Here is a 25,757-nt window from a genome sequence, read left to right on the forward strand (position 1 = left end):
GATCTCCCCGGATTCCGCAAAGACCTTGGGTAAGTCCACCTGCGTTGGCATGCTTGAGCAACTCGCGGCAGGGTGGGGCGTACGACCGTCCACGCCCCGCTCCGCGCGGTTCGCCCGGCTCACGGCGGAGGTGTAGAAAGACTTATGGCCGCACCACGCTCCGGCCGCCCGCGCTCGGTTCTGCGGATGCGAACTGTCGCAGGTCAGGTCTTCCTCCTCCAGGTGGCGATCGTGGTGCTCCTGGTCGCCGCGGCCATGGCGGCGCTCGTGTTCCAGTCCCGCGCGGGCAGCGAGCGTGAGGCCCGCAACCGGTCGGTCGCCGTCGCGGAGACGTTCGCCAACTCCCCCGGGATGGAAGAGGCGCTGGAGAGCCCCGATCCCACCGCGGTGCTCCAGCCCAAGGCGGAGGCGGCGCGCGAGCGTTCCGGTGTCGACTTCATCGTCGTGCTGAACACCGACGGCATCCGCTACACGCATCCGTTGCCGGACCGCATCGGCAAGAAGTTCGTCGGCGATCTGAGCCACGCCAGGAACGGCGAGGTGTTCACCGAGAAGATCACCGGCACCATCGGCCCGCTCGTCCAGGCCGTCGTCCCGGTCTTCGGAGGCGATGGCAAGGTCATCGGCATGGTCTCCGCCGGCATCACCATCGAACGGGTGAGCGGCGTCGTCGAGGAGCAGTTCCCGCTGCTGTTCGGTGCCGCGGGCGGCGTGCTGCTGCTGACCACGGGCGGCACGGCCCTGGTGAGCAGGCGTCTGCGCCGCCAGACGCACGGGCTCGGGCCCGCCGAGATGACCCGGATGTACGAACATCACGACGCGGTGCTGCACGCCGTGCGTGAGGGAGTGATCATCGTGGGCGGCGACGGCCGGCTGCTGCTCGCCAACGACGAGGCGCGCCGGCTGCTCGGACTGCCCATGGACCTGGACGGATCCTCGGTGACCGAACTGGGACTGGATCCGCTCGCGGCCCGACTGCTGTCGTCCGGGAAGATCGTGACCGACGAGGTCATTCCGGTCGGGGACCGGCTCGTGGCCGTCAGTCAGCGTTCGACGGACCAGCACGGCGGACCGCCCGGCAGCGTCGCGACCCTGCGGGACACCACGGAGCTCCAGACCCTGACCGGGCGCGCCGATGTGGCCAGAGGGCGGCTCAAGCTGCTCTACGACGCGGGCACCGAGATCGGCACCACGCTCGACGTCGTCCGCACGTGCGAGGAGCTCGCGGAGTTCGCCGCGTCGCGGTTCGCCGACTTCGCGACCGTGGACCTGGCGGAGACCGTGCTGCGCGGCGAGGAGCCGACCGGCACCGGCGCGGACACGAACATGCGGCGCACGGCTTTCAGCGGTTCCGGGGACACGGCGCTGTATCCGCTGGGGCATGTGATCCGGTTCTCGCCGACCACGCCGATGGGGGCCGGGCTACGGAAGGGCGAAGCGGTCCTCCAGGCGGACCTGACACGTCTCGCCGGATGGCAGGAACAGGACCCGGACCGGGCGCGGATGCTGCTGGAGCACGGGATCCACTCGATGATCGCCGTTCCGCTGCGGGCGCGGGGCGTGATCCTCGGTGTGGCCATCTTCTGGCGCGGGAGCAACCCGCAGCCGTTCGAGGAGGAGGACCTCTCCCTGGCGGAGGAGCTCGTGGCGCGTGCCGCCGTCAGCGTCGACAACGCCCGCCGCTATTCGCGTGAGCACACGATGGCGGTCACGCTCCAGCGGAGCCTGCTCCCGCGTGTGCTGCCGGAGCAGAGCGCCCTGGACGTGGCCTATCGCTATCGTCCCGCGCAGGCCGGGCTGGGCGGGCTCGGCGGTGTCGGAGGTGACTGGTTCGACATCATTCCGCTGCCCGGTGCGCGGGTCGCCCTCGTCGTCGGCGATGTCGTCGGTCACGGCCTGCACGCCGCCGCGACCATGGGGCGGCTGCGTACCGCCGTCCACAACTTCTCCAGCCTCGACCTGCCGCCCGACGAGCTGATGTTCCATCTGGACGAGCTGGTGGCCCGCATCGACCAGGACGAGTCCGACGACGGCGCGGACGCCGGGGTCACCGGCGCCACCTGCATCTACGCGATCTACGACGCGGTGTCGGGCACCTGCAGCATGGCGCGGGCGGGGCACCTCCAGCCGGTCGTCGTCCACCCGGACGGTACGGCGGAGTTCGCGGACGTCCCCGGAGGGCCGCCGCTGGGGCTCGGCGGTCTGCCGTTCGAGACGCTGGAGCTGCGGCTGCCGAAGGACAGCCGGCTGGTCCTCTACACGGACGGGCTCGTCGAGGACCGGGAACGGGAGATCGACGAGGGGCTCGAGCTGCTGCGCCGCACGCTGGCCGAGCACCCCGGCCAGGGGCCGGAGGAGACCTGCGAGACGGTGCTGGGCGCGCTGGTGCCGGAGCGTCCGCGGGACGACATCGCCCTGCTCGTAGGGCGTACGCGGGTCCTGGCGTCCGACCAGGTCGCGGAGTGGGAGGTTCCGTCGGACCCGGCGGCGGTGGCCAGGGTGCGGGCGGCGGTGGCCGAGCGCCTCACCGAGTGGGGTCTCGAGGAGGACGCCTTCACCACCGAGCTGATCCTGAGCGAACTCGTCACCAACGCCATCCGTTACGCCGCCGGGCCGATCCAGGTGCGGCTCATCCGGGACCGCGCGCTGATCTGCGAGGTGTCCGACCGCAGCAGCACGTCGCCGCACCTGCGGCAGGCGTCCATCACGGACGAGGGGGGCCGCGGCCTGTTCCTGGTCGCGCAGTTCGCGGAGCGCTGGGGCACGCGCTACACGGCCGACGGCAAGGTCATCTGGACGGAACAGCCGCTGCCCGGCGGGCAGCTTCCCGGCGGGTCGGGCTTCTGACCGCCTGCCGGCGGTCCGGCATGTGACGTGCGACGGGCCGGGGCTCCGGCGGGGGCGCCGGGCGCTCACCCGGGGACAAGAATCCGGGGCGGGATGCTGAGCGGACGACAAGAAACGGGCCGTCGGTGGCAGGGGCGGGGAATTTTGAATTGCCGCTCTTGCCTGCCGGGTTACCCGTCCGTAACGTCTCTCTCGCGCAACGGTCCGGGGCCGGGCGGGATGTCGGCCGGAATTCCCGCGAACACGCCGCGGACACGTCTCTCACGTACTTTCTCCGAGCGATTTCCGTGCGCCTCTTCCCCGGCGCCGTGATTCACGCACGACGACCGCACCGATCGCCGTAACAGTCACCGCACTGATCGCCGCACCATTCCAGTTTCCTCATTCCCTGCGCCTGCGCGCCTTGGCCCGCAGCGCCGAATCCTGGAGCCGTGATGAAGCGTCCGAAAACCGCGCCCCGAGGGCGAAGAGCCGCACTCCGCGGGGCCGTCGCCCTCACCGCGGGGCTGGGGCTGGCCGTGGCCACCTCGGGACCCGCCCATGCGGTGCCGATCCGTCTCGACTATCCGCTGACCGGCAGCACTCACCTCGAGGGCACCGGCTCCGACCTGGCGCTGGGGCCGGGGGTCCTGAAGGTCACCGCGGACCTCAAGGCGGGGACACTTCTGGCCGACACCGTGCTCCCGCCCGCGCCGGGCTCGTTCAAGATGATCGGCGCGATTCCCGTGAGCGTCACGACCGAGTTCATAGAGACCGAGCAGACGAGCGGAACGATCGACCTCAAGACAGGTGCCGTCAACAGCACCACGAAACTCACCCTGCGGCTCAAGGACCTTCGGGTCGCGGGCATTCCGACCCCGGTGGGCAGTTCGTGCCGGACGGAAGTTCCGGCGGTACTCGATCTGACGTCGGAACCAGGGTTCAACGCGCTCAAGGGCGGCACGCTGTCCGGCTCGTACACCATCCCGAAGTTCGAGCACTGCCTGCTCGCCACTCCGCTGATCAACATGATCATCCCGGGTGACGGGAACACGGTACGGCTGCACATGGGGCAGCCGGCGCCGCCGCCCGCCTCCTGACCGGCCGGCGTTCCGGGCCGGGCCCCCGGTGTCCCGGTGCGCGCGGCGGCGCGCACCGGGCGCAGGCCTTCCGGTCAGTCCTTGCGTGCCACGTAGTAGACGTTGAGCGGGTCGCCTTCGACGGTCCGCACGTCGACGCGTGTGAAGCCGGCCTCCTTGAGCATCCGGACGGCCGTCTCCTGGCCCCAGACGGTGCCGAGGCCGGCTCCGCCGGTGCTGAGCGACGTCGTCATGCAGTAGAAGACCGAGAAGCCGAAGAGAGCCGGCCCGAAGGGGTGGCCCACGTTCTTCTCGAGCTTGCTGGACGCGGCGATGTCGCCCATGAGGAAGGTGCCGCCCTCCTTCAGCGACCGTGCGATCGCCGCCAGCGTGGCGTCCGGCCTGGCGAGGTCGTGGATGACGTCGAACGCCGTGATCAGGTCGTACTCGCCGCTGATCTCCGTCGAATCAGCGACCGTGTAGCGGACGTTGCCGAGCCCGAGCCGGGCCGCTTCCGCCCGGCCGGCATCCACGCCTGCCTCCGACAGGTCGAGACCGTGGAAGCTGCTGCTGGGGAAGGCCTTCGCCAGCACGACGGGGGCGTGGCCCTGTCCGGTGCCCACGTCGAGGGCGTCGATCCCGGCGCGCAGCCGCTCGGGCAGCTCCGGCACGAGGGGGACGATGGTGTCGACGAGCGCCTGGTCGTAGACCCTGGCCGTTTCCTCGGCCTGGAGGGCCTGGAAGCGCGGATATGCCGAGTACGGCACTCCCCCGCCGTCGCGGAAGCAGCGCACGACCTGCTGCTCGACCTCGCCCATCAGCGCGATGTACTGCATCATGCCCGCCAGGTTGTCCGGTCCTGCCGCGGTGACCAGGGAGGCGGCGTGCTCGGGCGGCAGCACGTACGTCTCGTGCTCCGGGTCGTACTCGACGACGCCGCCGACGACCATCCCGCCCAGCCACTCCCGCACATAACGCCGGTCGAGCCCCGCCGACGTGGCGATCTCGTCACCGGTCGACGGCGGCAGGCCGGCGAGGGTGTCGAACAGGCCGGTCTGGTGGCCGACGCTGATGAGGAGCGCGAGCGCTCCCTTGTTCAGCACGTCCACCACTTCTCCGGCGAACCTCTCCTGTTTGCCGAGGTCGGGGGATGTGCGCCGCGTATCGAGATCCGACATGGCCGCTCCTTCCGCCGGGCTGCGGGGCGGGCCGCGGGTCGAGGCCCGCACATTTCACAGTACGCCGGAATCGGCATGAGAACGCGGCCGTCGACCGTCGGGATCACGGAGTGGGCGACCTGCCACGTGACGCTCGAACCGCCGCACGGCTTCCCGGACTTGGGCGGGTCCCGGGCGCGGTCCACCCATGTGCCGTGAGCCGCCTTCGCCCGGAGGGGAGCCCGGACGGGAGCCCTGGCGGTACCTCGCCGACGGCTAGGGCCTAGACGGGGAGCAGCAGTTCCGGGCGGTCCCACATGACGGCCGGCGGGCGAGCGGGCACGGTGCCGGTCCGCCGGGCGCCGACGCTCAGATAGAAGCCCTCGGCGGGCGGATGCGCCACGACACGGACGGCGTCGAGACCCGCAGCGCGGGCGCGTCCGCGCATGTGCTCGACCAGCAGCCGTCCGATGCCCAGCCCCTGGGCGTCGTCGGCCACGAACATGAGGTCCAGTTCGGGCATGATGTCCGGCCCTGGCGGCGACAGCACGAGGGCGTAGAAGCCGAGAACCCTGCCGTCGTCGCCGGTGGCGGCGAAGACCTCGTGGGTCTCGATGTAGTCCGGTCCCACCCGGTATCCGGCGACCATCGGGGCGTAGTGACCCTGGTAGGCGCCGGAGCCGCGTACGAGGCGGGTGAGCCGCTTCGCGTCCCGGGCGGTCGCCCGGCGGATCCCGGGAGCCGCGGGGCCCGTGGTCCGGGGCCGGCCGGCGCCGGCGGATGTCAGGGGCGAAGTCATGTGACGAGTATGACGGGCGCGGTCGGCGACGGTGGCTCACCCGGGGCCGGACCCCTTCCCGCCATGGCCGGATTGTTTCACAAGGGGCCGTAGATTAAGTTAGGCGAGCCTAACCTAAAGGGGAATCAGTGTGAGTACGACGATCTACCGGGACCCGTGGGGAATCCCGCATCTGCGGGCGGGGGACGCGCACGACCTCGCCTTCGCCCAGGGCCGCAACGCCGCCGTCGACCGGGCCTGGCAGATCGAGGTCGACCGGCACCGGTCGCAGGGCACCTCCGCCGCCTTCCTCGGCGAGGAGTCCCTCGCCTGGGACATGTTCGCCCGCATGGCTCGCCTCGACGACACCGCTCAGCGGTGCTTCGAAGCGCTCGACGAGGAGACGGCCGCGTGGATCGGCCGCTACGTGGACGGCGTCAACGACGGCCTGGAGGCCGGCGCCGCACGGGACCCCCGTTTCACGGCCGTGTCCCTCGCACCCGGCCGCTGGCAGCCGTGGACGCCGCTCGGCATCTGGCTGGCGACCCACATCCTGTTCGCCGGATTCCCCACCAAGCTGTGGCGGGAGGAGGTCGCCAGGGCGCTCGGCGACGAGTCGGCCGAGCTCTTCGCGACCGACGGGCCGGGCACCTCGGGAAGCAACGGGTGGCTCGTCGGCGGCGACCGCACCACCACGGGCGCCGCGCTCATCGCCGGTGACCCGCACCGGTTCATCGAGGACCCTGGCATATACCAGCAGATCCGGCTGGCGTGCCCCGAATTCGACGTGGTCGGACTCGCCGTTCCCGGCGTCCCCGGCATCGCCCACTTCGGCCACACCGGCACCGTCGCCTGGGCCATCACCAACGCCATGGCCGACTACCAGGACCTCTACCGCGAGCGGCTCCGAAGACACGGGGACACCGTCGAGGCGCTCGGCCCCGACGGCTGGCGCCCCGCGCACAGGCACACCGAGTCGATCGCGGTGGCGGGCGCCGCTCCCGTCGAGGTAGAGGTGATCGAGACGGAGCGCGGGCCGGTGATCATCACGACCGGCGACGGTTCGGAGGGCGTCAGCCTGCGCTGCCCCGTACGCGCGGGGGCAGGCATCGGCTTCGGCGCGCTGCCGGCGCTGCTGCGGGCCCGGACCGTCGACGACGTCGACCGTGCCGTCGAGCAGTGGGTGGAGCCGGTCAACGTCGTCCAGGCCGCGGACACCGACGGCGGACTGCTGCACCGCGTGGCGGGCCGGGTACCGCGGCGCGAGAGGGCCAACCGGCTGCGCGTGGTGCCCGCCTGGGAGTCCCGGTACGCCTGGCAGGACGACACGTACGAGCCCACTCCCCGCGCGGCGGTCGACGGCTTCGCCGTGATGGCGAACGCACGGGGCCTGGCCGCTCCGCTCGGCATCGAGTTCGCGCCCCCTCACCGCGCCGACCGCATCCGGCAGTTGCTGGACGAGGCGGCGTCCTGGTCCGCCGGGGACATGCCGCGCATCCACATGGACACCCACCTGGCGTCCGCCGCACCGCTGCTGGGCCTGCTGGCCCGGCTGGAGGGACTCGGCCCGGAAGCCGCCGCGCTGCGCGACCGGCTGGCCCGCTGGGACCGCCGTATGGACGCCGGCAGCACGGACGCGGCGGTGTACGCGGCGCTGCGTTCCGCGGTGGTGCTCAAGCTGTCGGCGAGCCCCGCGCTGGCCGGCCTGGCCGAACTCCCCCGCCTTCCCGAGGTGTTCCTTCCCTGGCTGGCCCTGGTGCCCCGCGTCGCGTTCGCGCTCGAGCGGCTGCTGTCGCCGGGTGCGCTGCCCGGCCTCGACGCGGAAGCGGCGGTTCGGGAGGCCGTTGAGGAGGTGGCGGCGGGCGCGCCGTCCGGCGTCTGGGGGGACACGCACCGGCTCGCCCCATGGCAGGCGCTGCCCGCATCGACGCCCGAGGAGTGGCCCGCGGTGTCGGGCGACCACGACTGCGTGCTGTCGACGGCGAGCGTGCCCGGCATCACCGACCGCAGCGCCCGGGGCCCGGCCGCCCGTTACGTGTGGGACCTGGCGCGGCGCGAGAACAGCCTGTGGGTGGTGCCGCTCGGCGCTTCCGGAGTGCCCGGGCACGCCCACCAGCGCGACCAGCTGCCGCTGTGGCTGGCCGGCGAACTCGTCCCCGTGATCACCGACTGGGACAGCCTTACCGAGGAGAGAGATGACCACTGAGACCACCGCGCACCGCCGAGCGGCCGTGTACGAGCACACCGCCGCCGGGTTCGGGACGGTGCGGCTCGTGCCGGTGGACCCCGCCGCCGACGCCCCGCTGATCCACGGGTGGGTCAGCGAGGAGCGCGCGCGGTTCTGGGGCATGCTGGGGCAGAGCTGTGAACAGGTCCGGGAGACCTACGAGTTCGTCGACTCCCTCACCACGCACCACGCGTTCCTCGCCGTGCTGGACGAGGAGCCGGTCGCGCTGTTCCAGACGTATGACCCGGACGCCGACCCGGTGGGCGAGTGCTACGACGTGCGGCCCGGGGACTTCGGACTGCATCTGCTGATCGCGCCCGCGCGCGAGGGTGCGCGTCCCGGTTTCACGGGCGTGCTCGTCGGCGTCCTCACGGCCTACGCGTTCACCGACCCGGCCCATCTGCGGCTCGTGGTCGAACCGGACGCGCGCAACGAGAAGGCCATCAGCCGGATGGTCCGGTCCGGGTTCGTGCTCGGGCCCGAGATCGACAAGCCGGAGAAGCGGGCCCGGCTGGCCTTCCTCGAGCGCGAGACCTTCGAACGGGGCCTCGCGGCCCGGTGAGGCACGAGCGGCGGCCGCTCCCCCGGGACCGGCCGCCGCTCCGCGTCAGACCGCCGTATCGAGGAAATCGGCGACGATCGCGGCGAACTCGTCCGGCGTGGCGATCCGGGTGCCGAGCTGCTCGGCCTTGTCCCTCTTGGATCCGGCGTTCTCCCCGGCGACGAGGAGCGAGGTGCGCTTGGACACGCTGGAGGACGACTTGCCGCCGGCGCGCTCGATGAGCTCGTTCGTCTGGTTGCGGCTCAGCTTCTCCAGCGCGCCGGTCATCGCCCCGGTGACGACGACGGTCATGCCGGAGAGAGGGCCGGCGCCCGCGGCGGTCCCCGCCCCCGCCCCGGTGTCCCCGTCTTCGGCTCCGGTCCCCTCCACCACCCTCGCGACGGGCGGCGTCGCACCGGGTTCGCTCATGTTGACGCCCGCGGCCACCAGCCGGTCGATCAGCGGGGCCAGCTCCTCGAGTTCGGCCACGACCGTCCTCGCCTTCTCCCCGCCGATGCCGTCGACCTGCTGCAGGGCCTCCGCGTCGGCGGCGCGTATGTGCTCCATGGCCGCGAAGTGCCGGGCGATCCTGCGGGACATGGAACGGCCGGTGCCCCGGACACCGAGGGCGCAGAACACCCTGGAGAGCGGACGGGTCCTCGCCGTGTCGATGGCGGCGAGAAGATTGTCGGTGCTCGTCTCTCCCATGCGCTCCAGAGCGAGCAACTGCTCACGGGTGAGGGTGAACAGGTCGGCCAGGTCGCGGACCAGTCCGGCGTCGACGAGCTGGACGACACGGGTGGCGCCGAGCCCTTCGATGTCGAGCTGGTCGCGCCCGGCCGCGTACGAGACGGAGGCGACGACATGGCAGTCGCGGCCTCGCACACAGCGCCAGCGCTGCTCGGAGGTGTCGATGTCCGAGCCGCACTGGGGGCAGACCTCGGGGAAGACGACGGGCTGCTCCTCGCCGGTCCGCAGATGGGCCACCGGCGCCTCGACCCGCGGGATGATGTCCCCGGCCTTGTAGACCATCACCTTGTCGCCCGTGCGCAGATCGCGGCGGGTGATGTCGGCGGGGTTGTGGAGTGTCGCGTAGGTGACGGTGGAGCCGTCGATCTCCACCGGCTCGAGCACGGCGCGCGGGGCGATGATCCCGGTGCGGCCCACGTTCCACTCGACGCCGAGCAGGGTGGTGACCTTCTCCACGGCGGGCAGCTTGTACGCGACGGCCCAGCGGGGCGCCCGGGAGCCGCAGCCGGCCGCTGCCTGGTCCGCCGCGCTGTCCGCCTTGATGACGATCCCGTCTATCCCGAACGGGAGGCCGGGGCGGGCGGCGGCGATCTCGTCGATACGGGCCCGGATCGCCTCGGTCGTGGTCAGGGTGCGAGGGGCGACGGGGGTGCTGTCGGCGGTGTGCACGCCGAGGTCCACGACGTAGCGCATGATGCGGCTGTGCCCCCACTCGCCGAGCCGGCCGGTGAGCTCCGCTCCGGACGCGGGCACCGCCAGTGCCCCGTACCCGAAGAAGGTCATCTCCACCGTGTACGCGCGGTCCTTGGCCCGCAGGGTGCCCGCCGCGCCGTTGCGCGGGTTGGCGAACGGAGCGCCACCGTGCTCGACGCGCACGGTGTTCGCCCGCTCGAACTGTTCCTCCGTCATGAGGACCTCGCCGCGGATCTCGAGGGTGGCGGGCTCGGTGAGCGTGCGCGGCAGGCCGACGATCGTGCCGATGGCGTGCGACACGTCCTCGCCCGCCGTGCCGTCCCCCCGGGTGATCAGCCTGGTCAGATTTCCTCGTTCGTAGCGCGCGGCGACGGCGAGGCCGTCGAGCTTCGGTTCGACGCTCCACTCCTCGACGGGGCGGCCGGTGCGCCTTTCCACGGAAGCAGTCCAGGCGACGAGCTGCTCCGCGGAGAAGACGTTGTCCAGGGACAGCATGGGAACGGTGTGGGGCACGTCCCCGGCGGTCACCGCCCCGCCCGCGACCTTCCCGGTCGGGGAGGCGGGTGACGTCTCGTCAGGATGTTCCTGCTCGTATGCGGCGATCCCGCGCACCAGGCGGTCGTACGCGTCGTCGTCGAGGGTGCTCTCGCCGGTCTCGTAGTATGCGGCGGAGGCACGGGTCGCTGTCTCGACCGCCGCGGCATAGGCGGCCGCGTCGGCGAGAACGGTGGCGCGCGCGACGGAAACGGCAGGTGAAGTCGTCATGGCGCTATCCTGCCCCCCACCACTGACAACGCCCCGGCGCCCGGTCACCGGCCGCCCGCCGGTCCGCCCGTTCCGGGTCCCCACGTCGCCGGCCACGGTGACGCGACGGACGCAGGGCGGACGCAGGGCACCGGCCCCGGACGCCTATGGCATATGACAAAGGCACCACCGGATCGAGTGTTGCCAAATGGCTTACGGCCGCCTCCTTGCTGTGCAACCCTCGTATTCGGTCCCTGTTCCAGACCCTGGCCGTGGCCGCGCCTGTATCGGAGTACGACATGCCGTCCCATGTGTTCGCGGACCGTCCCGCCGAGCCGCCCGAGCGTGGAACCGTAGACGCGCTGATCAGCAGGACGCGCAGACTTCGCGGCGACGTCGACGCCGTACGCCCGGACGGCGCCGTGACGGAGGACGATCCGCGCGGGCGCTGGCAGCGCGCCCTGTGCGACCTGGCGCTCCATCACCTCGACGACCTCGGCGCCCACTTGGACCAGCTGAAGCAAGGGCTGCCCCCCGAGGCCGCCGACTCCTTCGCCGACGATCTGAGCGAGTACGAGGCGGACAGCGCGGCCGGCGGCTCGCTGCTGAGCCGGGTCGGCAGCGCCGAGTGGAATCTCCTCACCGACGAGGTGAGTTGGTCCGACGAGCTGTACCGGATCCTTGGACGCGATCCTCGCAACGGCCCGATGTCGCTGGACGAGTTGCCGTCCGTCGTCTTCGCCGAGGACCAGCCGATGCTGACGGCGATGGTGACGGACTGCCTGGTGGACGGGCGCCCCATCGACGGCGAGTTCCGTCTGGTGCGTCCCGACGGCCGGGTGCGGACCGTGCACATGATGGGCGAGCCGGTCCTCGACGCCGACGGCTCCACCGCCTCCATGTGGGCCGTGCTGCGGGACGTCAGCGAACTGCGCCGCAGTCAGCGGGCCGTCCGCGAGACGCGTGACTGGGTGCAGCGGCAGCAGCACATGGAGCAGACCGAGCGCCGGCTCGCGGCCGAGATGCAGGAAGCGGTGCTTCCCGCGCGCAGCGGCCCGCTCCGGACGCCGCAGGACGGCCGGGGCGCCCTGGACATCGCGGCCCACCACCTCCCTTCCCCGATCGGCGCGCCCATCGGCCGCGACTGGTACGACACCCTCCGACTCCCCGACGGCAGCACGCTGCTGAGCGTGGGTGACCTGACGGGACACGGAGTGGGCACCACCTCCGCCATGGCGATGCTGCTGGGCGGGCTGCGCGGCATGGCGGTGGCCGGTATCCGGCCGGGACCGCTCATGACGCACCTCAACCAACTGCTCGACACGTCCTCGCAGCCCACCCTGGGCAGCGCCGTGTGTTGCACGTACACCCCGGGGACCAGGACCCTCTCGTGGGCGCAGGCCGGCCACCCGTCCCCCCTGCTGTTCCGCGAGGGGACAGGGACGGGTGAGGCCCTGAGGGCACCGGACGGCGTGCTGCTCGGCGCGACGAGCGGGGCGGTGTACGAGCAGGCCGAAGTGATCCTCCGGCCGGGCGATGTGCTCGTGCTGCACACCGACGCGCTGACCCGCACGGGCACGGCGACCGAGCTCGGTGCGGACCGGCTGACGGCATTGGCAGCGCGGTTCGCCCGGGCCACGAACGCCCAGGAGTGCGTCCGTGCGGTCGTGGAGGAGCTCGGTGAGCAGGAACGAGAAGGGGACGCCTGTGTGATGGTGGCGAGGGTCGTCGCCTGACCGCGCCCGCTGCACGGGCCGGTCGACGGCCCGAGGGGCCCGTCACCGGAGGGGGATGTCCGCCGCTGCTGCCGGCGCTCGCCAGGCGTCGGCTCCTCTTGAACCCGCGCCTTTACGCGCATCCCTTTGAACCCGCGCCTGTACGCGGATCCCCTTGAGCCTCGCTCCGGTACCTGGCTCCCGTGCCGTTGCTAGATCCCCTTGAGCTTCGGCTTCGCCGACAGGCTGCCCGGCATCGCGATCTCGATCTCCTCGCGGAGGTCCTCGATCTTCGCGTAGCCGGCGTACTGGCCGGTCAGCCGGTACATCTCCCGGAGCCGGTCCCATGTCCGGTGCGAGGAGGTCTCCCCCATCGACACCAGCGCCAGCCTGGCGTAACGGTCCGCCTGTTCGGGGTCGTCGGCGATGAAGCACGCGGAAGCCAGCGAGATGTAGTCGAAGATCTTCGAGCGCTGACGGCCGCCCTCGCGCAGCTGCAGAGCCTGCTTGGCGTGGTTCTGCGCGATCGCCGCGGCCGACGGCTCGTGGTCGGCCAGCGTGCGGTACGCCAGGGCCTGCATACCGTGCAGATCGGCCTCGTCGAACATCTGCATCCAACTCGGCGGCGGTACATCGCCCTTGTCGGAGACGAACAGTTCCTCCGCCTCGCCCAGGGTGCGGCGCATGGCCTGCCCCTGGCCCATGGACGCCTGTGCCCACGCCTCGATGGTGTGCAGCATCGCGCGGGTGCGGGGCAACGTCTGCTCCCCCGAGCCGGACTTGGCGAGCTTCATCAGGTCGAGTGCGTCGTCCGGACGGCCCAGATGGACCATCTGGCGGGCCGCCCTCGACAGAGCCTCTCCTGCGCGCGGACGGTCACCGCCCTCACGGGCCGCATGGGCCGCGATGACGAAGTACTTCTGGGCGGTGGGTTCGAGGCCGACGTCGTGGGACATCCAGCCCGCCAGTACCGCCAGGTTGGCCGCGACGCCCCACAGGCGCCGCTGCAGATGGTCGGGGTGGCGGTAGGCGAGCATGCCGCCGACCTCGTTGAGCTGTCCCACCACCGCCTTGCGCTGAAGGCCGCCGCCACGGGCGGCGTCCCACGCGCGGAACACCTCTACGGAACGCTCGAGCGCCTCGATCTCCTGCGACCCGATGGGGGCGGCCTCGTAACGGTCGTACCCAGCGGGGTCGGCGTGCAGAACATCGGAGGTGCGTGCGGCGTCCTGGGAGATCGCCGGATCGGTCTTGAGCCAGTCGTGCATGGCGCTGCTGAGTGCTGAGCCCGCGGCAAGCGCCGCGCCCGCGCCCACCAGGCCGCGTCGGTTGAGCATGAGGTCCATTCCCGTGAATTCGGTGAGGACCGCCGCCGTACGGTCGGGCGCCCAGGGCAGACCGTCAGGGTTCTCTGCGCCCTTGACGTCCCGCCGCTTACCCGCTCGCCCGCTCCGTGCGAACCCGAGGTCCTCGATGGTCACGACACGACCGAGTCGCTCGGTGAACAGAGCTGCCAGCACCTTGGGCACGGGATCGCGCGGGGTCTCCCCCAGGTCGATCCAACGCCGGACCCGCGAGGTGTCGGTCGCCAGCTGCGGATGGCCCATGGCCGCCGCCTGCCGGTTCACGAGCCTTGCCAGCTCACCCTTGGACCAGCCGGCCAGGCCGAACAGGTCGCACAGGCGGGTGTTGGGTTCTCTGCTCACGTCAAGCCCCCAGGTTCTCGGCTGAGTTGACAGTAACGCGCTGTCATGGGGCAGGCGACTATTCGCCAGGGTTCGCCAGGGTTCGCCAGATGGTGTGCCACCCGCGATGCGGTGTCAGGTAGGAAAGCGCCACCTCGCCCCGTCTGCCGGGGCACATTCCCCAGGGTGTTGCTCCTGGCATATGGGGCGGGGCGCGCACGCAACCTGTCGGCACACGAAGGGATCTGTATCTCCCATGTACACAGCATCGTCCTCCGTGTCCGCTCCGCCCCGGCTGCAGCAGCGCAACGCGTTCCCCGCCGGCGCCGGTCCGTATCTCGACCGCGCCGACCCCGGCCGGGCACGCAGGACGGCCGGTGCGACGGGCCGACCGCCCCTCAGCGGGAGAATCGACCTGTCCGGCCCGCAGGGCGCGCAGCTGCGCAAGGCTGTCGCGTCGGTGCACCGGATCTGCCCCGAGTTCAATCCCGTGCAGGTGCTCCGCCGAAGTGGACGGTCCGTGCTGATCGTCGGAACGACGGGGCGTACGACGGCGGTCGCCAAGTGCTTACTGGATCACTCGCCGGCCTGGGCCGAGCGGCTCCGGCACGAAATAGCTTCGTACCGCGCCTTCGTGCGGCACCGCCCACCGGTGCGGGTCCCGCGGCTCATCGCCGCGGACCCGGAGAACTGCACACTGGTGATCGAGCGGATGCCCGGAAGGGCCGCGGCGCTGACCCGCCATCCGGTGGAGGCCCCTCCGCGCGCGGATCTGCGCGCCGTGCTGGGAGCGGTGGTGCGGCTCAACAGCTGGCGTCCGCCGGCCGGGATGTTCGATGCCCCGCTGGACTACGGCTCGCGGATCTCGCGCTACCACGAGCTGGGGCTATTCACCGACCGTGACCTCGGAGACCTGCAGAAGCTGCTGCACGGTCTGGCGCAGGCCGGTGGCCGGCACGGGATGGGGCAGTTCTGTCACGGTGACGCGCTCCTCTCCAACATCCTGCTGTCGCCCACCGGTCCGGTGCTGGTCGACTGGGAGCACGCGGGCTGGTACCTGCCCGGCTACGACCTGGCGACGTTGTGGGCGGTGCTGGGTGATGCCCCGGCGGCGCGCCGGCAGATCAGCCAACGCGCCCAGCAGGCGGGCACGGCGGCGCGGGACGCGTTCCTGGTCAACCTGATGCTGGTGCTGACCCGGGAGATCCGTACCTACGAGACCGCCGTGCAGCGCACGATGCGGGAGGCGCCGCCGGTGGTGGGCGCACAGGGGCAGGCCGGTGGTCCTACGGCCGGTGAGGAACAGCGGCTGCTGCTGAGGCGGCTGCACGATGACTGCGCAATGGCCCGCAGGGCCGTGCGCGCGGCGGTCGGCACACGCTGACCGGCCGCCACCGAGCGGCAGGTTCGTTCGATCCGCCGCCACAGAGGGGGAAGCGCGCTGCGCGTCCGGTGCCGACACGCCGGGCGCGCAGCGCACTGTGCTTCTCCGCCCGTCCTCGGCGATCACCTTGCCCGAGCGCCGCGCCCCCGCCTCGCCGCGGAACCGCGTTTGACGCGCCGGGGAAAGTGAGCTCTCCCGGCTCAGGCCGGGCGCCCTAGGGACTGACGACAACGCGGCGAGCGTGCGTGCCAGACCCCGCTCGCTGATCCGGCCTGATCCAAACGAGAGGCCCTAGCTGAACTTCTCGCGCCCCGGGACCGGTACGCCATGCCGTGCGCCCTGCCCGGTGGTTCGTGGCTCGACGACCGGGGACACCGCCAGGGAGAAGGAGTGACCGGCCGGGTCGGAGAAGACGCGTTCCTCGTGGGGCCCCCGCCGATTGTTGGTGTCGACCGGCCGGGCCCCCAGGCCGACCGCCTCCCGCTCCGCCTCGTCGAGGTCGTCGCGGGCGACCAGGATGCGCAGGTGCGACTGCTGGGAGTCCTCCGGCCGCGGCCAGCTGGGCGGCGCGTAACCGTGGTCGCGGCGCATCGCCAGGTGCACTCCGCCGTGGCCGACGACCTCCACGAAGTCGGGATCGCTGCCGACGCGTACCTCCGCGCCGAACAACCCTGCGTAGAACTCCGCCAGTTCCATCGGTTCGGCGGCGTCGAGGACGAGAACGCTGGTCTTCTGGGTGGTCATGCACTGCGGCTACCCCCGGCCGCGTCCGGCATACGAAAGGCGTGGGGACGGGTCCGCATGAGCCGCCGTCGGTCGGCCATTGGTCCACTCCACTGACGCGTCGCAGGCCGGGGGACCGTCGCCGCGAAACTCCGCGACACGCGCTCTGACGTGCAAATACCGGTGTGCGAGGCATGATTGACGGATCGTCCGTGAGCCGATACCCATGGGGCGTGTCCCGCCCCTCGGGGCCGTTCGCGCGTCACCCGTCACTGGAGGCCGCATTGCCAGGATCAGCTTCCGCACGTCCGAGAAGTGCCCGTCGTGCGCTGACGGCAGGTGGCGCGGTGGCGTGCGCCGCCCTGCTGCTGCCGCTGCTGTCGGCCGGTCCGTCCGCGACCGCCGAACGCGCTCCGGCGGATTCCCTGCAAGGGACGTTCGCCGCGGCGGCAGCCGAGTACGGGGTGCCGGAGAGCGTGCTGCTCGGCGTCTCGTACCTCCAGTCCCGCTGGGACGCGCACGGCGGCGCGGCGAGCGTCACCGGCGGCTACGGTCCGATGCATCTGACGGACGCGAGGACGGCGATCGCCGAGGCGCCCCACCACTCGCACGGCACCGAGGACGCCCGCGGGGACGAGTCCCGCCCCGCCCGTTCCGTCGTCGAGGCCGCCCTGCCCGATCCGGCCGAACTGCCGCCGCGGCTGCGGACACTGGAGCGCGCGGCCGAGGTGTCGGGCATCGGCGCCGACGAGCTGCGTGACAGCGCCGCGGCGAACGTGCGGGGCGGTGCGGCCCTGCTCGCTCAGGCCCAGCGGGAGTTGGGCGGACCCGCCGGCGCGGACCCCGCGGACTGGTACGGCGCCGTGGCGCGGTACTCGGGCGCGGACGACGTGGCGACGGCGACGACGTACGCCGACGATGTCTTCGACGTCATCCGCACGGGCCAGTCGCGTACGACGGACAGCGGTCAGCGAGTGGAGCTCGAGCCGGATCCGGCCGTGTCGCCGGACCGGACGCAGGTGCGGCGGCTGGGGCTGCGCACCGCCGACACGGGCCGTACGGAATGCCCGCCGACGGTGGCGTGCGAATGGATCCCGGCCCCGTACGAGGAGTTCGGCGACGGCGACTACGGCAACCACGACCAGGCAGGCCGGCCGGCGTCCCAGTCGGTGGACTACATCGTCGTCCATGACACCGAGGCGTCCTGGGACACCACCCTGCAGCTGGTGCAGAACCCCCAGTACGTGTCGTGGCAGTACTCGCTGCGCTCGTCCGACGGGCACATCGCGCAGCACGTGCCGCTCGAGGACGTCGCCTGGCACGCCGGAAACTGGTTCGTCAACGCCAAGTCGGTGGGTCTGGAGCACGAGGGTTTCCTGGTGTCCCCCGACGCCTGGTACACGGAGGCGATGTACCGCACGTCGGCACGCCTGGTGCGGTACCTGGCCAAGCGGTACGACATTCCGCTGGACCGGCAGCACATCCTGGGTCATGACAACGTCCCGGGCACCACGGCGGCGACGATCCGGGGGATGCACACCGACCCTGGGCCGTACTGGGACTGGGCGCACTACTTCAAGCTGCTCGGCAGGCCGTTCACACCGTCCGCCGGGCCGGACAGTTCCGTGGTCACGATCCGTCCCGAGTACACGAGGCACCAGCCGCTGTACACCGGCTGTGCGAAGGCCGGGGAGGCGTGCGCGCCGCACGGCTCCGGTGCGGTGCGGCTGCACACGGCGCCGAGCGAGAGCGCTCCGCTGGTCAAGGACGTCGGTCTGCGGCCGGGCGGGCAGGACTCGACGACCGGTGTGAACGACACGGGGGCGCGTGCGTCGACGGGTCAGCAGTACGCGGTGGCCGAGCGCCGGGGCGACTGGACGGCGATCTGGTACCTCGGGCAGAAGGCCTGGTTCCACAACCCGCGGACACAGCCGGTGGCGGTGGCCGCGCGGGAGCAGGTGCTGACACCGAAGGACGGTCTCGCCGAAGTGCCGGTGTACGGCAGGGCGTATCCGGAGGCCTCGGCCTATCCGCCGGGGGTTCCGGTGCAGGCGGTCTCGCCGCTGCCGTACAAGCTGCTCGCGGGACAGAGGTACGTGGTCGGTGACCGGGTCCCTGGGGAGTACCTGTACGCGACGACGTTCGACACGGCGGGCCACAAGGTGGTCCGGGGCGAAGAGATGTACTACGAGATCCAGTTCGGACACCGGGTCGCCTTCGTGAAGGCGGCGGACGTGCGGGTGCTGGGCTAGGGGCTTCGGCCGGGCCGCGACCGGTCCGGTCGAGAGCTCCGAACGGGGTGGTGCCACCGGTCGTGGGGTCCGGTGGCACCACCCCGCACATCGGGCCGCTTATGTGACTATTTGCCGGGGTGAGTGGGCCGTACGGGCGAGGGGTAGGCCTGGGCCGTCATGACCGTCCGCGCCCTCGTGCGCGGCTGTTCCGAAAGGCCCTGGCGCACATGGCACAACCCTTCGTACTGCCGGACTTCTACGTCCCGTATCCGGCCCGCCTCAATCCGCATGTCGAGGAGGCACGGCGCCACACCAGGAAATGGGCCCGGCGGACGGGAATGCTGGAGGGGTCAGGTATCTGGGAGGAGAGCGACCTCGAGGCCCACGACTACGCCCTGCTGTGCGCGTACACGCATCCCGACTGCGACGCGGAGGCCCTCGGTCTCGTCACCGACTGGTATGTGTGGGTCTTCTTCTTCGACGACCACTTCCTGGAGGTCTTCAAGCGCAGCCAGGACCTCGCGGGCGGCAAGGCGTATCTCGACCGGTTGCCGGCCTTCATGCCGATGGACCTGTCGCGGGGGACGCCGGAGCCGACGAACCCGGTCGAGGCGGGTCTCGCCGACCTGTGGCGGCGGACGGTGCCGAGCATGTCCCGCGCCTGGCGGGCCCGTTTCGCCGAATCCACCAAGAACCTGCTCGACGAGTCGATGTGGGAGCTGGCCAACATCGACGCTGGCCGGGTCGCCAACCCGGTCGAGTACATCGAGATGCGCCGGAAGGTCGGCGGCGCCCCTTGGTCGGCCGGCCTGGTGGAGTACGCGGCGCAGGCGGAGGTGCCGGAAGCGGTCGCCGCGACACGTCCGTTGCGGGTGCTGCGCGACTCCTTCTCCGACGCGGTGCACCTGCGCAACGACCTCTTCTCGTACCAGCGCGAGGTGGAGGACGAGGGCGAGAACAGCAACGGCGTGCTGGTACTGGAGCGCTTCCTCGGCTGTACGACGCAGGAGGCGGCGGACGCGGTGAACGACCTGCTGACCTCGCGGATCCAGCAGTTCGAGAACACCGCGCTCACCGAAGTGCCCGCGCTGTGCGTGGACAAGGGCCTCACTCCGCAGGAGTGCACCGCGATCGCCGCCTACACCAAGGGCCTTCAGGACTGGCAGTCCGGCGGTCACGAATGGCACATGCGCTCCAGCCGGTACATGAACGACGGCGTGGGCGAGGCGGTCGGACCGTCGTCGGTCGCCGGGGTGTGGGGGACGTCGGCTCTCGACATCCGCACACTGTTCGGCCGTCCGGCGGCGGCACGGCTGCGCACGCTGACGCACCGGCCGCGGGAGGTGGGGCCTTCCCTGCTCCCCGACTTCGCCCTGCCGTTCCCCCTCACGCTGAGTCCGCACCTGGACGACGCCCGCAGGAAGTCGGTCGACTGGGCCGGCCGCATGGGCCTGCTGAACGACATCTGGGACGAGGCCAGGCTCAAGGGCTTCGACCTGGCGCTCTGCGCGGCGGGTCTCGACCCCGACGCCACACCGGAGGAGCTGGAGCTCAGCGCGGAGTGGCTGACGTGGGGGACGTACGGCGACGACTACTACCCGGTGGTCTTCGGCGCGCCCCGTGATCTCGCCGGGGCCAGGCTCCTGAACGACCGGCTGAAGGCCTGTATGCCGGTGGACGCCCCGGAGTCGGGCGCCGCCGTCGCGGTGGCTCCGATGGAGCGCGGCCTCGCCGACCTGTGGGCGCGTACCGCGGGGCCGATGTCGGCGGCCGCCCGCGGGTCCCTGCGCGCGGCCGTGGACGTCATGCTGGACAGCTGGCTGTGGGAACTGCACAACCAGGCGCAGCACCGGGTGCCCGATCCGGTCGACTACATCGAGATGCGCCGTCTCACGTTCGGTTCGGACATGACCATGAGCCTGTGCAGGCTGCGCCACGAGGGCGAGTTGCCGGCCGAGCTCTACGCGAGCGGCCCGGTGCGCGCCCTCGAGAACGCGGCCATGGACTACGCCTGCCTGCTCAACGACCTGTTCTCGTACCAGAAGGAGATCGAGTACGAGGGCGAGATCCACAACGCCGTACTGGTGGTGCAGACGTTCTTCGACTGCGACTACCCCACTGCCTTCGCGATGACGGCCGATCTCATGCACTCCCGGCTGGAGCAGTTCCTCCATGTGAAGGAGCATGAACTGCCTGCGGTGTGCGAGGAGTTCGGTCTCGGCGAGAACGGCAGGGCGGCCCTCGCCTCGTATGTGCGCGAGGTCGAGGACTGGCTCGCCGGCATCCTCAACTGGCACCGGAAGGTGAGGCGTTACAAGGAGCAGGATCTGCGGGGCGGTGCCGCTCCGTGGCGGCTGGGTACGCCCACGGGGCTCGGCACGTCCGCCGCCCGGATCTCGTTGCCGGCCCAGCGGTCGGCGGTCAGTGTGTAGCGCGAGAACCAGGGAGTCTCACGGCCGGTGTGCCGGGACCGATGACGAGACTGCCCGGGTCGCGCCCGGGCAGTAGGTCGAGGAGGTCGGTCGGCGAGCGGTCAGCCCTGCTGGAACAGCTCCGCGGGCAGCGGCTTGAGCAGCGCGTAGAGATCGTCGGTGATGGGCCGGTCCCAGCTGGCGATCGTGACGAGCACGTTGTCGCTGCGGTCGAACTGGACGCAGGAGATGCGGCTTTCCGACAGCTTCAGACGGCGCACGATCAGCAGGTTGTCCCCCTGCATGACCGGAGTGTCCTCGACCCCGGTGACATGGACCGGCTCGTCGTTCTCGAGGGCGACGAGGAGCTGGCCGACCTCGAAGGGGATCTCGCCCTCCTCCACCTCGCGGGCGGGCGATCCCTCGGGCAGATTGCCGATGATCATCGCGGGTCCGCGGCCGCCGAACAGGTCGTAGCGCAGGAAGACCCCCTGGCAGCTGCCGTCAGGCGCGGGCAGCAGGCCGGCGCCCAGGTTGCCGGGCCAGTCGCCCGGGTCCATGGCCAGGACATCGAAGTCCGGGCCCGCGGGTGTGGCGGCGCTGCGGCGGCGGAGGAAGGACATACCCGCAATGGTACGGGTACGGACCGAACCGGCCGAGCCGGGGCGCGGCGGCGTTGAACGCCCCGGGCGCCACCCCCGTATCCCTGTGCGCACCGGTGCCCGTGCGCACCGACGCCTATGAGGAGCAGCGTCCCGCGAGATTCCGTACCGACGTGAGGATCAGTCCATGAACGACCGCATCACTCCGCCCCTGCAAGCCCTTCCCGACGGCGAGGCGGAGCTACGGCTGGTGGTCCGCCTCCATTGGGAGGACGTCGCCGCGCTCGGGCAGGAGGCGGGGCGGCTGGCCGCCCAGATGCAGCGGCCCGTGACGCTGGACGAGGCGGCCGGGCACCGGTTGCGTACCCGCTCCGCGGTCCATGCCAAGCCCACGACGGCGTCCGCGTCCGGGTCAGCGCCGGCCGGGAGCGCGGCGCATCTGCCTCCTGCCACGTCGGTCTCCTCGCTCACCGCCCGTACGCCCGGTGAGCATGCGCGGCAGGCCATCGAGAAGATCAACGGCACCGCGGGGCTCGGCCGTGACGTGACACAGACGCCCGCGTGAGCCGTGCCGTCGCTTCCCCCTCCCACGCCGGCGGGAGGGGCACGGCGCTGCGCACCGGCCGGGGTGCGGCACCCGTCGGTGGGTGTCGGCGTCAGGTGAGGTCGAACTCGCCGTCCCGTGCGTTCAGCACGAAGGCACGCCACTCGGCCGGGGTGAAGATCAGCGACGGGTTCTCCGGGCGGCCGCCGTGACGCATCGCGATGAACCCTTCGACGAACGCGATCTGCACGTCCCCGGCGCCCTGCGTCCCTGATCGCCAGTCCGCGTTGCTCAGGTCCAGGTCCGGCTTCTCCCACCCGGAAAACCTCTGCGTGGTGGTAGTGGTGGTGCTCTCGGCCACGTCCCTGCTCCTCCCGCGTCGTCTCCGGGGCCAGCCTAGCGACGACACCCCGTCACGGACAGGGTGCCGCACGTGACGGTCCGCCGGGGGCCCGCCGGTCGTCATGTGGCGGGCGGCTCCGCGCCGACCAGCCACATGGCGAAGAACTGTGCCCCGCCCCCGTAGGCGTGTCCGAGCGCCTTGCGCGCGCCGTCGACCTGGTGTTCGCCCGCCTGTCCGCGCACCTGGAGCGCGGCCTCCGCGAAGCGGATCATGCCGGACGCCCCGATGGGGTTGGTCGACAGGACGCCGCCGGAGGGGTTGACCGGCAGGTCCCCGTCGAGCTCGGTCACGCCGGACTCGGTGAGCTTCCAGCCCTCGCCCTCGGCGGCGAAGCCGAGGTTCTCCAGCCACATGGGTTCGTACCAGGAGAACGGCACGTACATCTCCACGGCGTCGATCTCGCGGCGCGGGTCGCTCACGCCGGCCTGCCGGTACACGTCCGCGGCGCAGTCCTTGCCGGCCTGCGGCGACACGAAGTCCTTCCCCGCGAACATGGTGGGTTCGCTGCGCATCGCCCCGCCGTGCACCCAGGCGGGCGGGCGCGGTGAACGGGCCGCGCCCGCCCGGCCGGTGAGGACCATCGCGCAGGCGCCGTCGGAGGAGGGGCAGGTCTCGGAGTAGCGGATGGGGTCCCACAGCATCGGTGAGGCCTGGACCTTCGCCAGGGTGATGTCGTGCTCGTGGAGGTGCGCGTACGGGTTCTTGAGCGCGTTGCGGCGGTCCTTGTACGCGACGAGGGACCCGACGGTGGTGGGAGCGCCGGTGCGGCGCATGTAGGCGCGGACGTGCGGGGCGAAGAAGCCGCCGGCGCCCGCGAGCAGCGGCTGCTGGAAGGGGACGGGCAGGGACAGGCCCCACATCGCGTTCGACTCGGACTGCTTCTCGAACGCCAGGGTGAGCACGGTGGCGTGTACACGCGCCGCCACCAGGTTGGCGGCGACGAGGGCGGTGGAGCCGCCGACGGAGCCCGCGGTGTGGACCCGGAGCATCGGCTTGCCCACCGCGCCGAGGGCGTCGGCGAGGTACAGCTCCGGCATCATCACGCCTTCGAAGAAGTCGGGAGCCTTGCCGATGACGACGGCGTCGATGTCGGCCCAGGACAGCTCGGCGTCGTCGAGGGCCCGCCGGGCCGCCTCGCGGACGAGCCCCGCGATGGACACGTCCCGGCGGGCGGCGACATGTTTGGTCTGGCCGATACCGACGACGGCCACGGGCTCAGCCGGCATGGGGCTCTCCTTCGAGGACGGCCACCAGGTTGTGCTGGAGGCAGGGGCCGGAGGTGGCGTGGGCGAGGGCCCGGTCGGAGTCGCCGCTGTGGATGCGGGAGGCGGCCTCGCCGATCCTGATGAGTCCGGCGGCCATCACGGGGTTGGCGGCGAGCGCTCCTCCGGACGGGTTGACCCTCACCCTGGTGTCGAGGTCGAGACTTCGGCGCAGGACGAGTTCCTGGGAGGTGAAGGGCGCGTGCAGTTCCGCTGTGTCGACGGGCCTCTCGAAGAGGCCCGCGTGTTCCGCGGCGAGCCGGGTGGAGGGCGAGCGGGTGAGGTCCCGTACGCCGAGGCCGTGCGCCTCGATGCGGTGGTCCATGCCGCGTATCCAGGCGGGCCGTTCGCACAGTTCGCGGGCCCGTTCGCCGGCGGCCAGGACGACGGCGGCGGCGCCGTCGCCGATGGGCGGGCAGTCGGAGACCCTCAGCGGCCGGACGAGGTGGCGGCCGCGCGGGACCTCTCCCTGGAGTTGAGCGTGCGGGTTGCCCGCGGCGTCCCGGCGGCTGCGGGCCGCGACACCGGCGAGCTCAGGCTCGTCCGTCTCGCCGGCGTCGATCAGTGCCTGTGCCTGAAGGGCGGCGAGGGCCACGGAGTCGGGCCAGAGCGGGGCCGTGTAATAGGGGTCGAGCTGGCGGGTGAGCACATCGCGGAGCTCGCCGGGCGACGACTTTCCGTACGCGTAGACGAGCGCGGTGTCGCTCTGGCCGGTCAGCAGCTTCACCCACGCTTCGTACAGGGCCCAGGCGCCGTCCATCTCGACGTGCGACTCGCTGATCGGGGGCCAGGCGCCGACGCCGTCGAGCGCCATGGTGAAGGAGAACGCGCGCCCCGCGAGGTAGTCGCTGGATCCGGAGCAGGTGAAGCCGATGTCGCCGGTGCGCAGCCCGGTCCGCGAAAGGACCTGGTGGAGGACCGGCATCAGCATCTCCACCTCGGACATCTCGTCCGTGCGGCGGCTGTGGCGGGTCTGGGCGAAGGCGACGACGGCGATGTCCCTGCCGTGCCGGGCACGGCTCGTCGTCCCGTGCCCGGCGGGGCTGGTCACAGCAGCTCCTTGTAGGTGTCGTAGTCGGCGTCCGGTTCGCCGGACGGCCGGTAGTGGTCGGGGTGGCGGGTGCCTTCGCGCCACACCGGCTCCACGCGCAGTCCCATGCGCACCTCGTCGTACGGAATGCCGCCGATGCGTCCGTGGAGGGCGAGGCCGGCGCCGTCGAGGGCGATGTGGGCGTAGACGTAGGGCACCTCGATGTCCAGGCCCTTCGCTTTGATGTTGACGATGCAGAAGGTGGTGACCGTGCCGCGGGGGCCGACCTCGACCTGCTCGTCGGTGGCGACTCCGCAGGTGGGGCAGGCGCCGCGGGGCGGGACGTAGACCTTCCGGCAGGACGGGCAGCGCTCGCCGACGGTTCTGCGCCCGTCGAGGGCGGCGAGGTGGCGGCTCTGGGCGCGGCCGGGTGTGCAGGTGTAGTCGAGCCTGGCCGGGGCGACGATGCCGGTGACGGGTTCGGGGAAGCTGCCGCTGTGGGGGTGCGGCGGGCCGGCGGGCCCGCCCGCGTACGGTTCGAAGCAGGCGATGTCGGTGATCGCTCCGGTGCGTTCGCTCGCCCACCGGACGCGTACGCGCATCCCGGTGCGCACGGCGTCGGGGCCGGGTGCGTCGAGGACGTGCAGCAGGGAGGTGTCGGCGCCGTCGAGGCGGACGAGCACCCAGGCGAAGGGGGTGGCGAGGGGCTGGCGGGGCCGTGGGTGCTCGTTCCACGCCCAGGTGGTGACGGTGCCGGTGGCGCCGACCTCGACGAGGTCGCGGATCTCGTCCGCGGTGACGGGGTCGTACTCGACGGGCGGTACGAGGACCCGGCCGTCGACGGTGCGTACGCCGAGCACCGTTCGTTCGCGCAGGCCGGTCAGGAAGGCGCTCTGGATTGGGCCCAGGGACCGGGTGAAGGGGAACTCGACGACGAGCGGTGCACGGAGCACGGGGGGCACGGGCTCT

General features: G+C 71.7%; 19 protein-coding genes. 9 read left to right on the forward strand and 10 right to left on the reverse strand.

The features are described 5' to 3' along the window. Positions 1–186: 186 nt before the first annotated feature. Positions 187–2,847 (forward strand): SpoIIE family protein phosphatase, encoded by a 2,661-nt coding sequence (locus tag AB0K36_RS19685; protein ID WP_364595814.1) that lies wholly within the window; start codon positions 187–189, stop codon positions 2,845–2,847. A 434-nt stretch (positions 2,848–3,281) separates the two neighbouring features. Further along, the gene (locus AB0K36_RS19690) at positions 3,282–3,926 is read left to right on the forward strand and encodes a hypothetical protein (protein ID WP_364595817.1); all 645 of its coding nucleotides are present in this window, start codon (positions 3,282–3,284) and stop codon (positions 3,924–3,926) included. 74 nt (positions 3,927–4,000) lie between these two features. Here AB0K36_RS19690 and AB0K36_RS19695 read toward each other — a convergent pair whose 3' ends face one another. Together AB0K36_RS19695 and AB0K36_RS19700 are read right to left on the reverse strand one after the other, a co-directional pair. Then, positions 4,001–5,083 carry a class I SAM-dependent methyltransferase gene (locus AB0K36_RS19695; RefSeq protein ID WP_364595820.1) on the reverse strand — a complete coding sequence of 361 codons (1,083 nt, stop codon included), beginning with the start codon at positions 5,081–5,083 and terminating at the stop codon, positions 4,001–4,003. A gap of 262 nt (positions 5,084–5,345) precedes the next feature. After that, entirely contained in the window at positions 5,346–5,861 is a 516-nt protein-coding gene (locus tag AB0K36_RS19700; protein ID WP_364595823.1) for a GNAT family N-acetyltransferase, read from the reverse strand. Between the two features lie 130 nt (positions 5,862–5,991). Between AB0K36_RS19700 and AB0K36_RS19705 the strand changes: the two genes are divergently transcribed. Together AB0K36_RS19705 and AB0K36_RS19710 are read left to right on the forward strand one after the other, a co-directional pair. Then, complete coding sequence (locus tag AB0K36_RS19705; protein WP_364595826.1) at positions 5,992–8,046, forward strand: penicillin acylase family protein; 2,055 nt, start codon at positions 5,992–5,994, stop codon at positions 8,044–8,046. After that, positions 8,036–8,629 (forward strand): GNAT family N-acetyltransferase, encoded by a 594-nt coding sequence (locus tag AB0K36_RS19710; RefSeq protein ID WP_364595829.1) that lies wholly within the window; start codon positions 8,036–8,038, stop codon positions 8,627–8,629. The genes AB0K36_RS19705 and AB0K36_RS19710 overlap by 11 nt, the downstream gene beginning before the upstream one ends. Positions 8,630–8,674: 45 nt before the next feature. Here AB0K36_RS19710 and ligA read toward each other — a convergent pair whose 3' ends face one another. Then, positions 8,675–10,816, reverse strand: a complete 2,142-nt coding sequence (gene ligA / locus AB0K36_RS19715; protein WP_364595832.1) for an NAD-dependent DNA ligase LigA — start codon at positions 10,814–10,816, stop codon at positions 8,675–8,677. Between the two features lie 278 nt (positions 10,817–11,094). Between ligA and AB0K36_RS19720 the strand changes: the two genes are divergently transcribed. Further along, a complete protein-coding gene (locus AB0K36_RS19720; protein ID WP_364595903.1) occupies positions 11,095–12,531 on the forward strand; it encodes a PP2C family protein-serine/threonine phosphatase in 1,437 nt (478 codons plus the stop codon). A 191-nt stretch (positions 12,532–12,722) separates the two neighbouring features. On the opposite strand, the gene AB0K36_RS19725 is transcribed toward AB0K36_RS19720, so the two are convergent. Next, positions 12,723–14,216 (reverse strand): DNA-binding protein NsdB, encoded by a 1,494-nt coding sequence (locus AB0K36_RS19725; RefSeq protein WP_364595835.1) that lies wholly within the window; start codon positions 14,214–14,216, stop codon positions 12,723–12,725. Between the two features lie 235 nt (positions 14,217–14,451). On the opposite strand from AB0K36_RS19725, the gene AB0K36_RS19730 reads away from it, so the two are divergent. Then, positions 14,452–15,579, forward strand: coding sequence for an aminoglycoside phosphotransferase family protein (locus tag AB0K36_RS19730; RefSeq protein ID WP_364595838.1), 1,128 nt, complete (start codon positions 14,452–14,454; stop codon positions 15,577–15,579). Positions 15,580–15,870: 291 nt separating this feature from the next. Here AB0K36_RS19730 and AB0K36_RS19735 read toward each other — a convergent pair whose 3' ends face one another. Beyond that, a complete protein-coding gene (locus tag AB0K36_RS19735) occupies positions 15,871–16,323 on the reverse strand; it encodes a VOC family protein (RefSeq protein ID WP_364595841.1) in 453 nt (150 codons plus the stop codon). A 308-nt stretch (positions 16,324–16,631) separates the two neighbouring features. Here AB0K36_RS19735 and AB0K36_RS19740 point away from each other — a divergent pair, with 308 nt between their 5' ends. Together AB0K36_RS19740 and AB0K36_RS19745 are read left to right on the forward strand one after the other, a co-directional pair. After that, a complete protein-coding gene (locus AB0K36_RS19740; RefSeq protein WP_364595906.1) occupies positions 16,632–18,554 on the forward strand; it encodes an N-acetylmuramoyl-L-alanine amidase in 1,923 nt (640 codons plus the stop codon). A 209-nt stretch (positions 18,555–18,763) separates the two neighbouring features. Next, on the forward strand, positions 18,764–20,968 hold the full coding sequence (locus AB0K36_RS19745) for a terpene synthase family protein (RefSeq protein ID WP_364595844.1): 2,205 nt from the start codon (positions 18,764–18,766) through the stop codon (positions 20,966–20,968). 101 nt (positions 20,969–21,069) lie between these two features. Here AB0K36_RS19745 and AB0K36_RS19750 read toward each other — a convergent pair whose 3' ends face one another. Further along, entirely contained in the window at positions 21,070–21,570 is a 501-nt protein-coding gene (locus AB0K36_RS19750; protein ID WP_189472805.1) for a hypothetical protein, read from the reverse strand. Positions 21,571–21,736: 166 nt separating this feature from the next. On the opposite strand from AB0K36_RS19750, the gene AB0K36_RS19755 reads away from it, so the two are divergent. After that, positions 21,737–22,114 (forward strand): hypothetical protein, encoded by a 378-nt coding sequence (locus AB0K36_RS19755; RefSeq protein WP_189472807.1) that lies wholly within the window; start codon positions 21,737–21,739, stop codon positions 22,112–22,114. 91 nt (positions 22,115–22,205) lie between these two features. Here AB0K36_RS19755 and AB0K36_RS19760 read toward each other — a convergent pair whose 3' ends face one another. From AB0K36_RS19760 to AB0K36_RS19775, 4 genes are all read right to left on the reverse strand, one after another. Continuing rightward, the gene (locus tag AB0K36_RS19760; protein WP_364595848.1) at positions 22,206–22,454 is read right to left on the reverse strand and encodes a DUF397 domain-containing protein; all 249 of its coding nucleotides are present in this window, start codon (positions 22,452–22,454) and stop codon (positions 22,206–22,208) included. Positions 22,455–22,555: 101 nt separating this feature from the next. After that, complete coding sequence (locus AB0K36_RS19765) at positions 22,556–23,722, reverse strand: thiolase family protein (protein ID WP_364595851.1); 1,167 nt, start codon at positions 23,720–23,722, stop codon at positions 22,556–22,558. Then, complete coding sequence (locus AB0K36_RS19770) at positions 23,712–24,809, reverse strand: thiolase family protein (protein ID WP_364595854.1); 1,098 nt, start codon at positions 24,807–24,809, stop codon at positions 23,712–23,714. The genes AB0K36_RS19765 and AB0K36_RS19770 overlap by 11 nt, the downstream gene beginning before the upstream one ends. After that, a complete protein-coding gene (locus AB0K36_RS19775; protein WP_364595857.1) occupies positions 24,806–25,750 on the reverse strand; it encodes a Zn-ribbon domain-containing OB-fold protein in 945 nt (314 codons plus the stop codon). Before AB0K36_RS19775 ends, AB0K36_RS19770 begins: the two co-directional genes overlap by 4 nt. Positions 25,751–25,757: the final 7 nt, after the last annotated feature.

Origin of the sequence: Streptomyces kurssanovii, assembly GCF_040677245.1 — a bacterium.
Lineage (GTDB): Bacteria > Actinomycetota > Actinomycetes > Streptomycetales > Streptomycetaceae > Streptomyces > Streptomyces kurssanovii.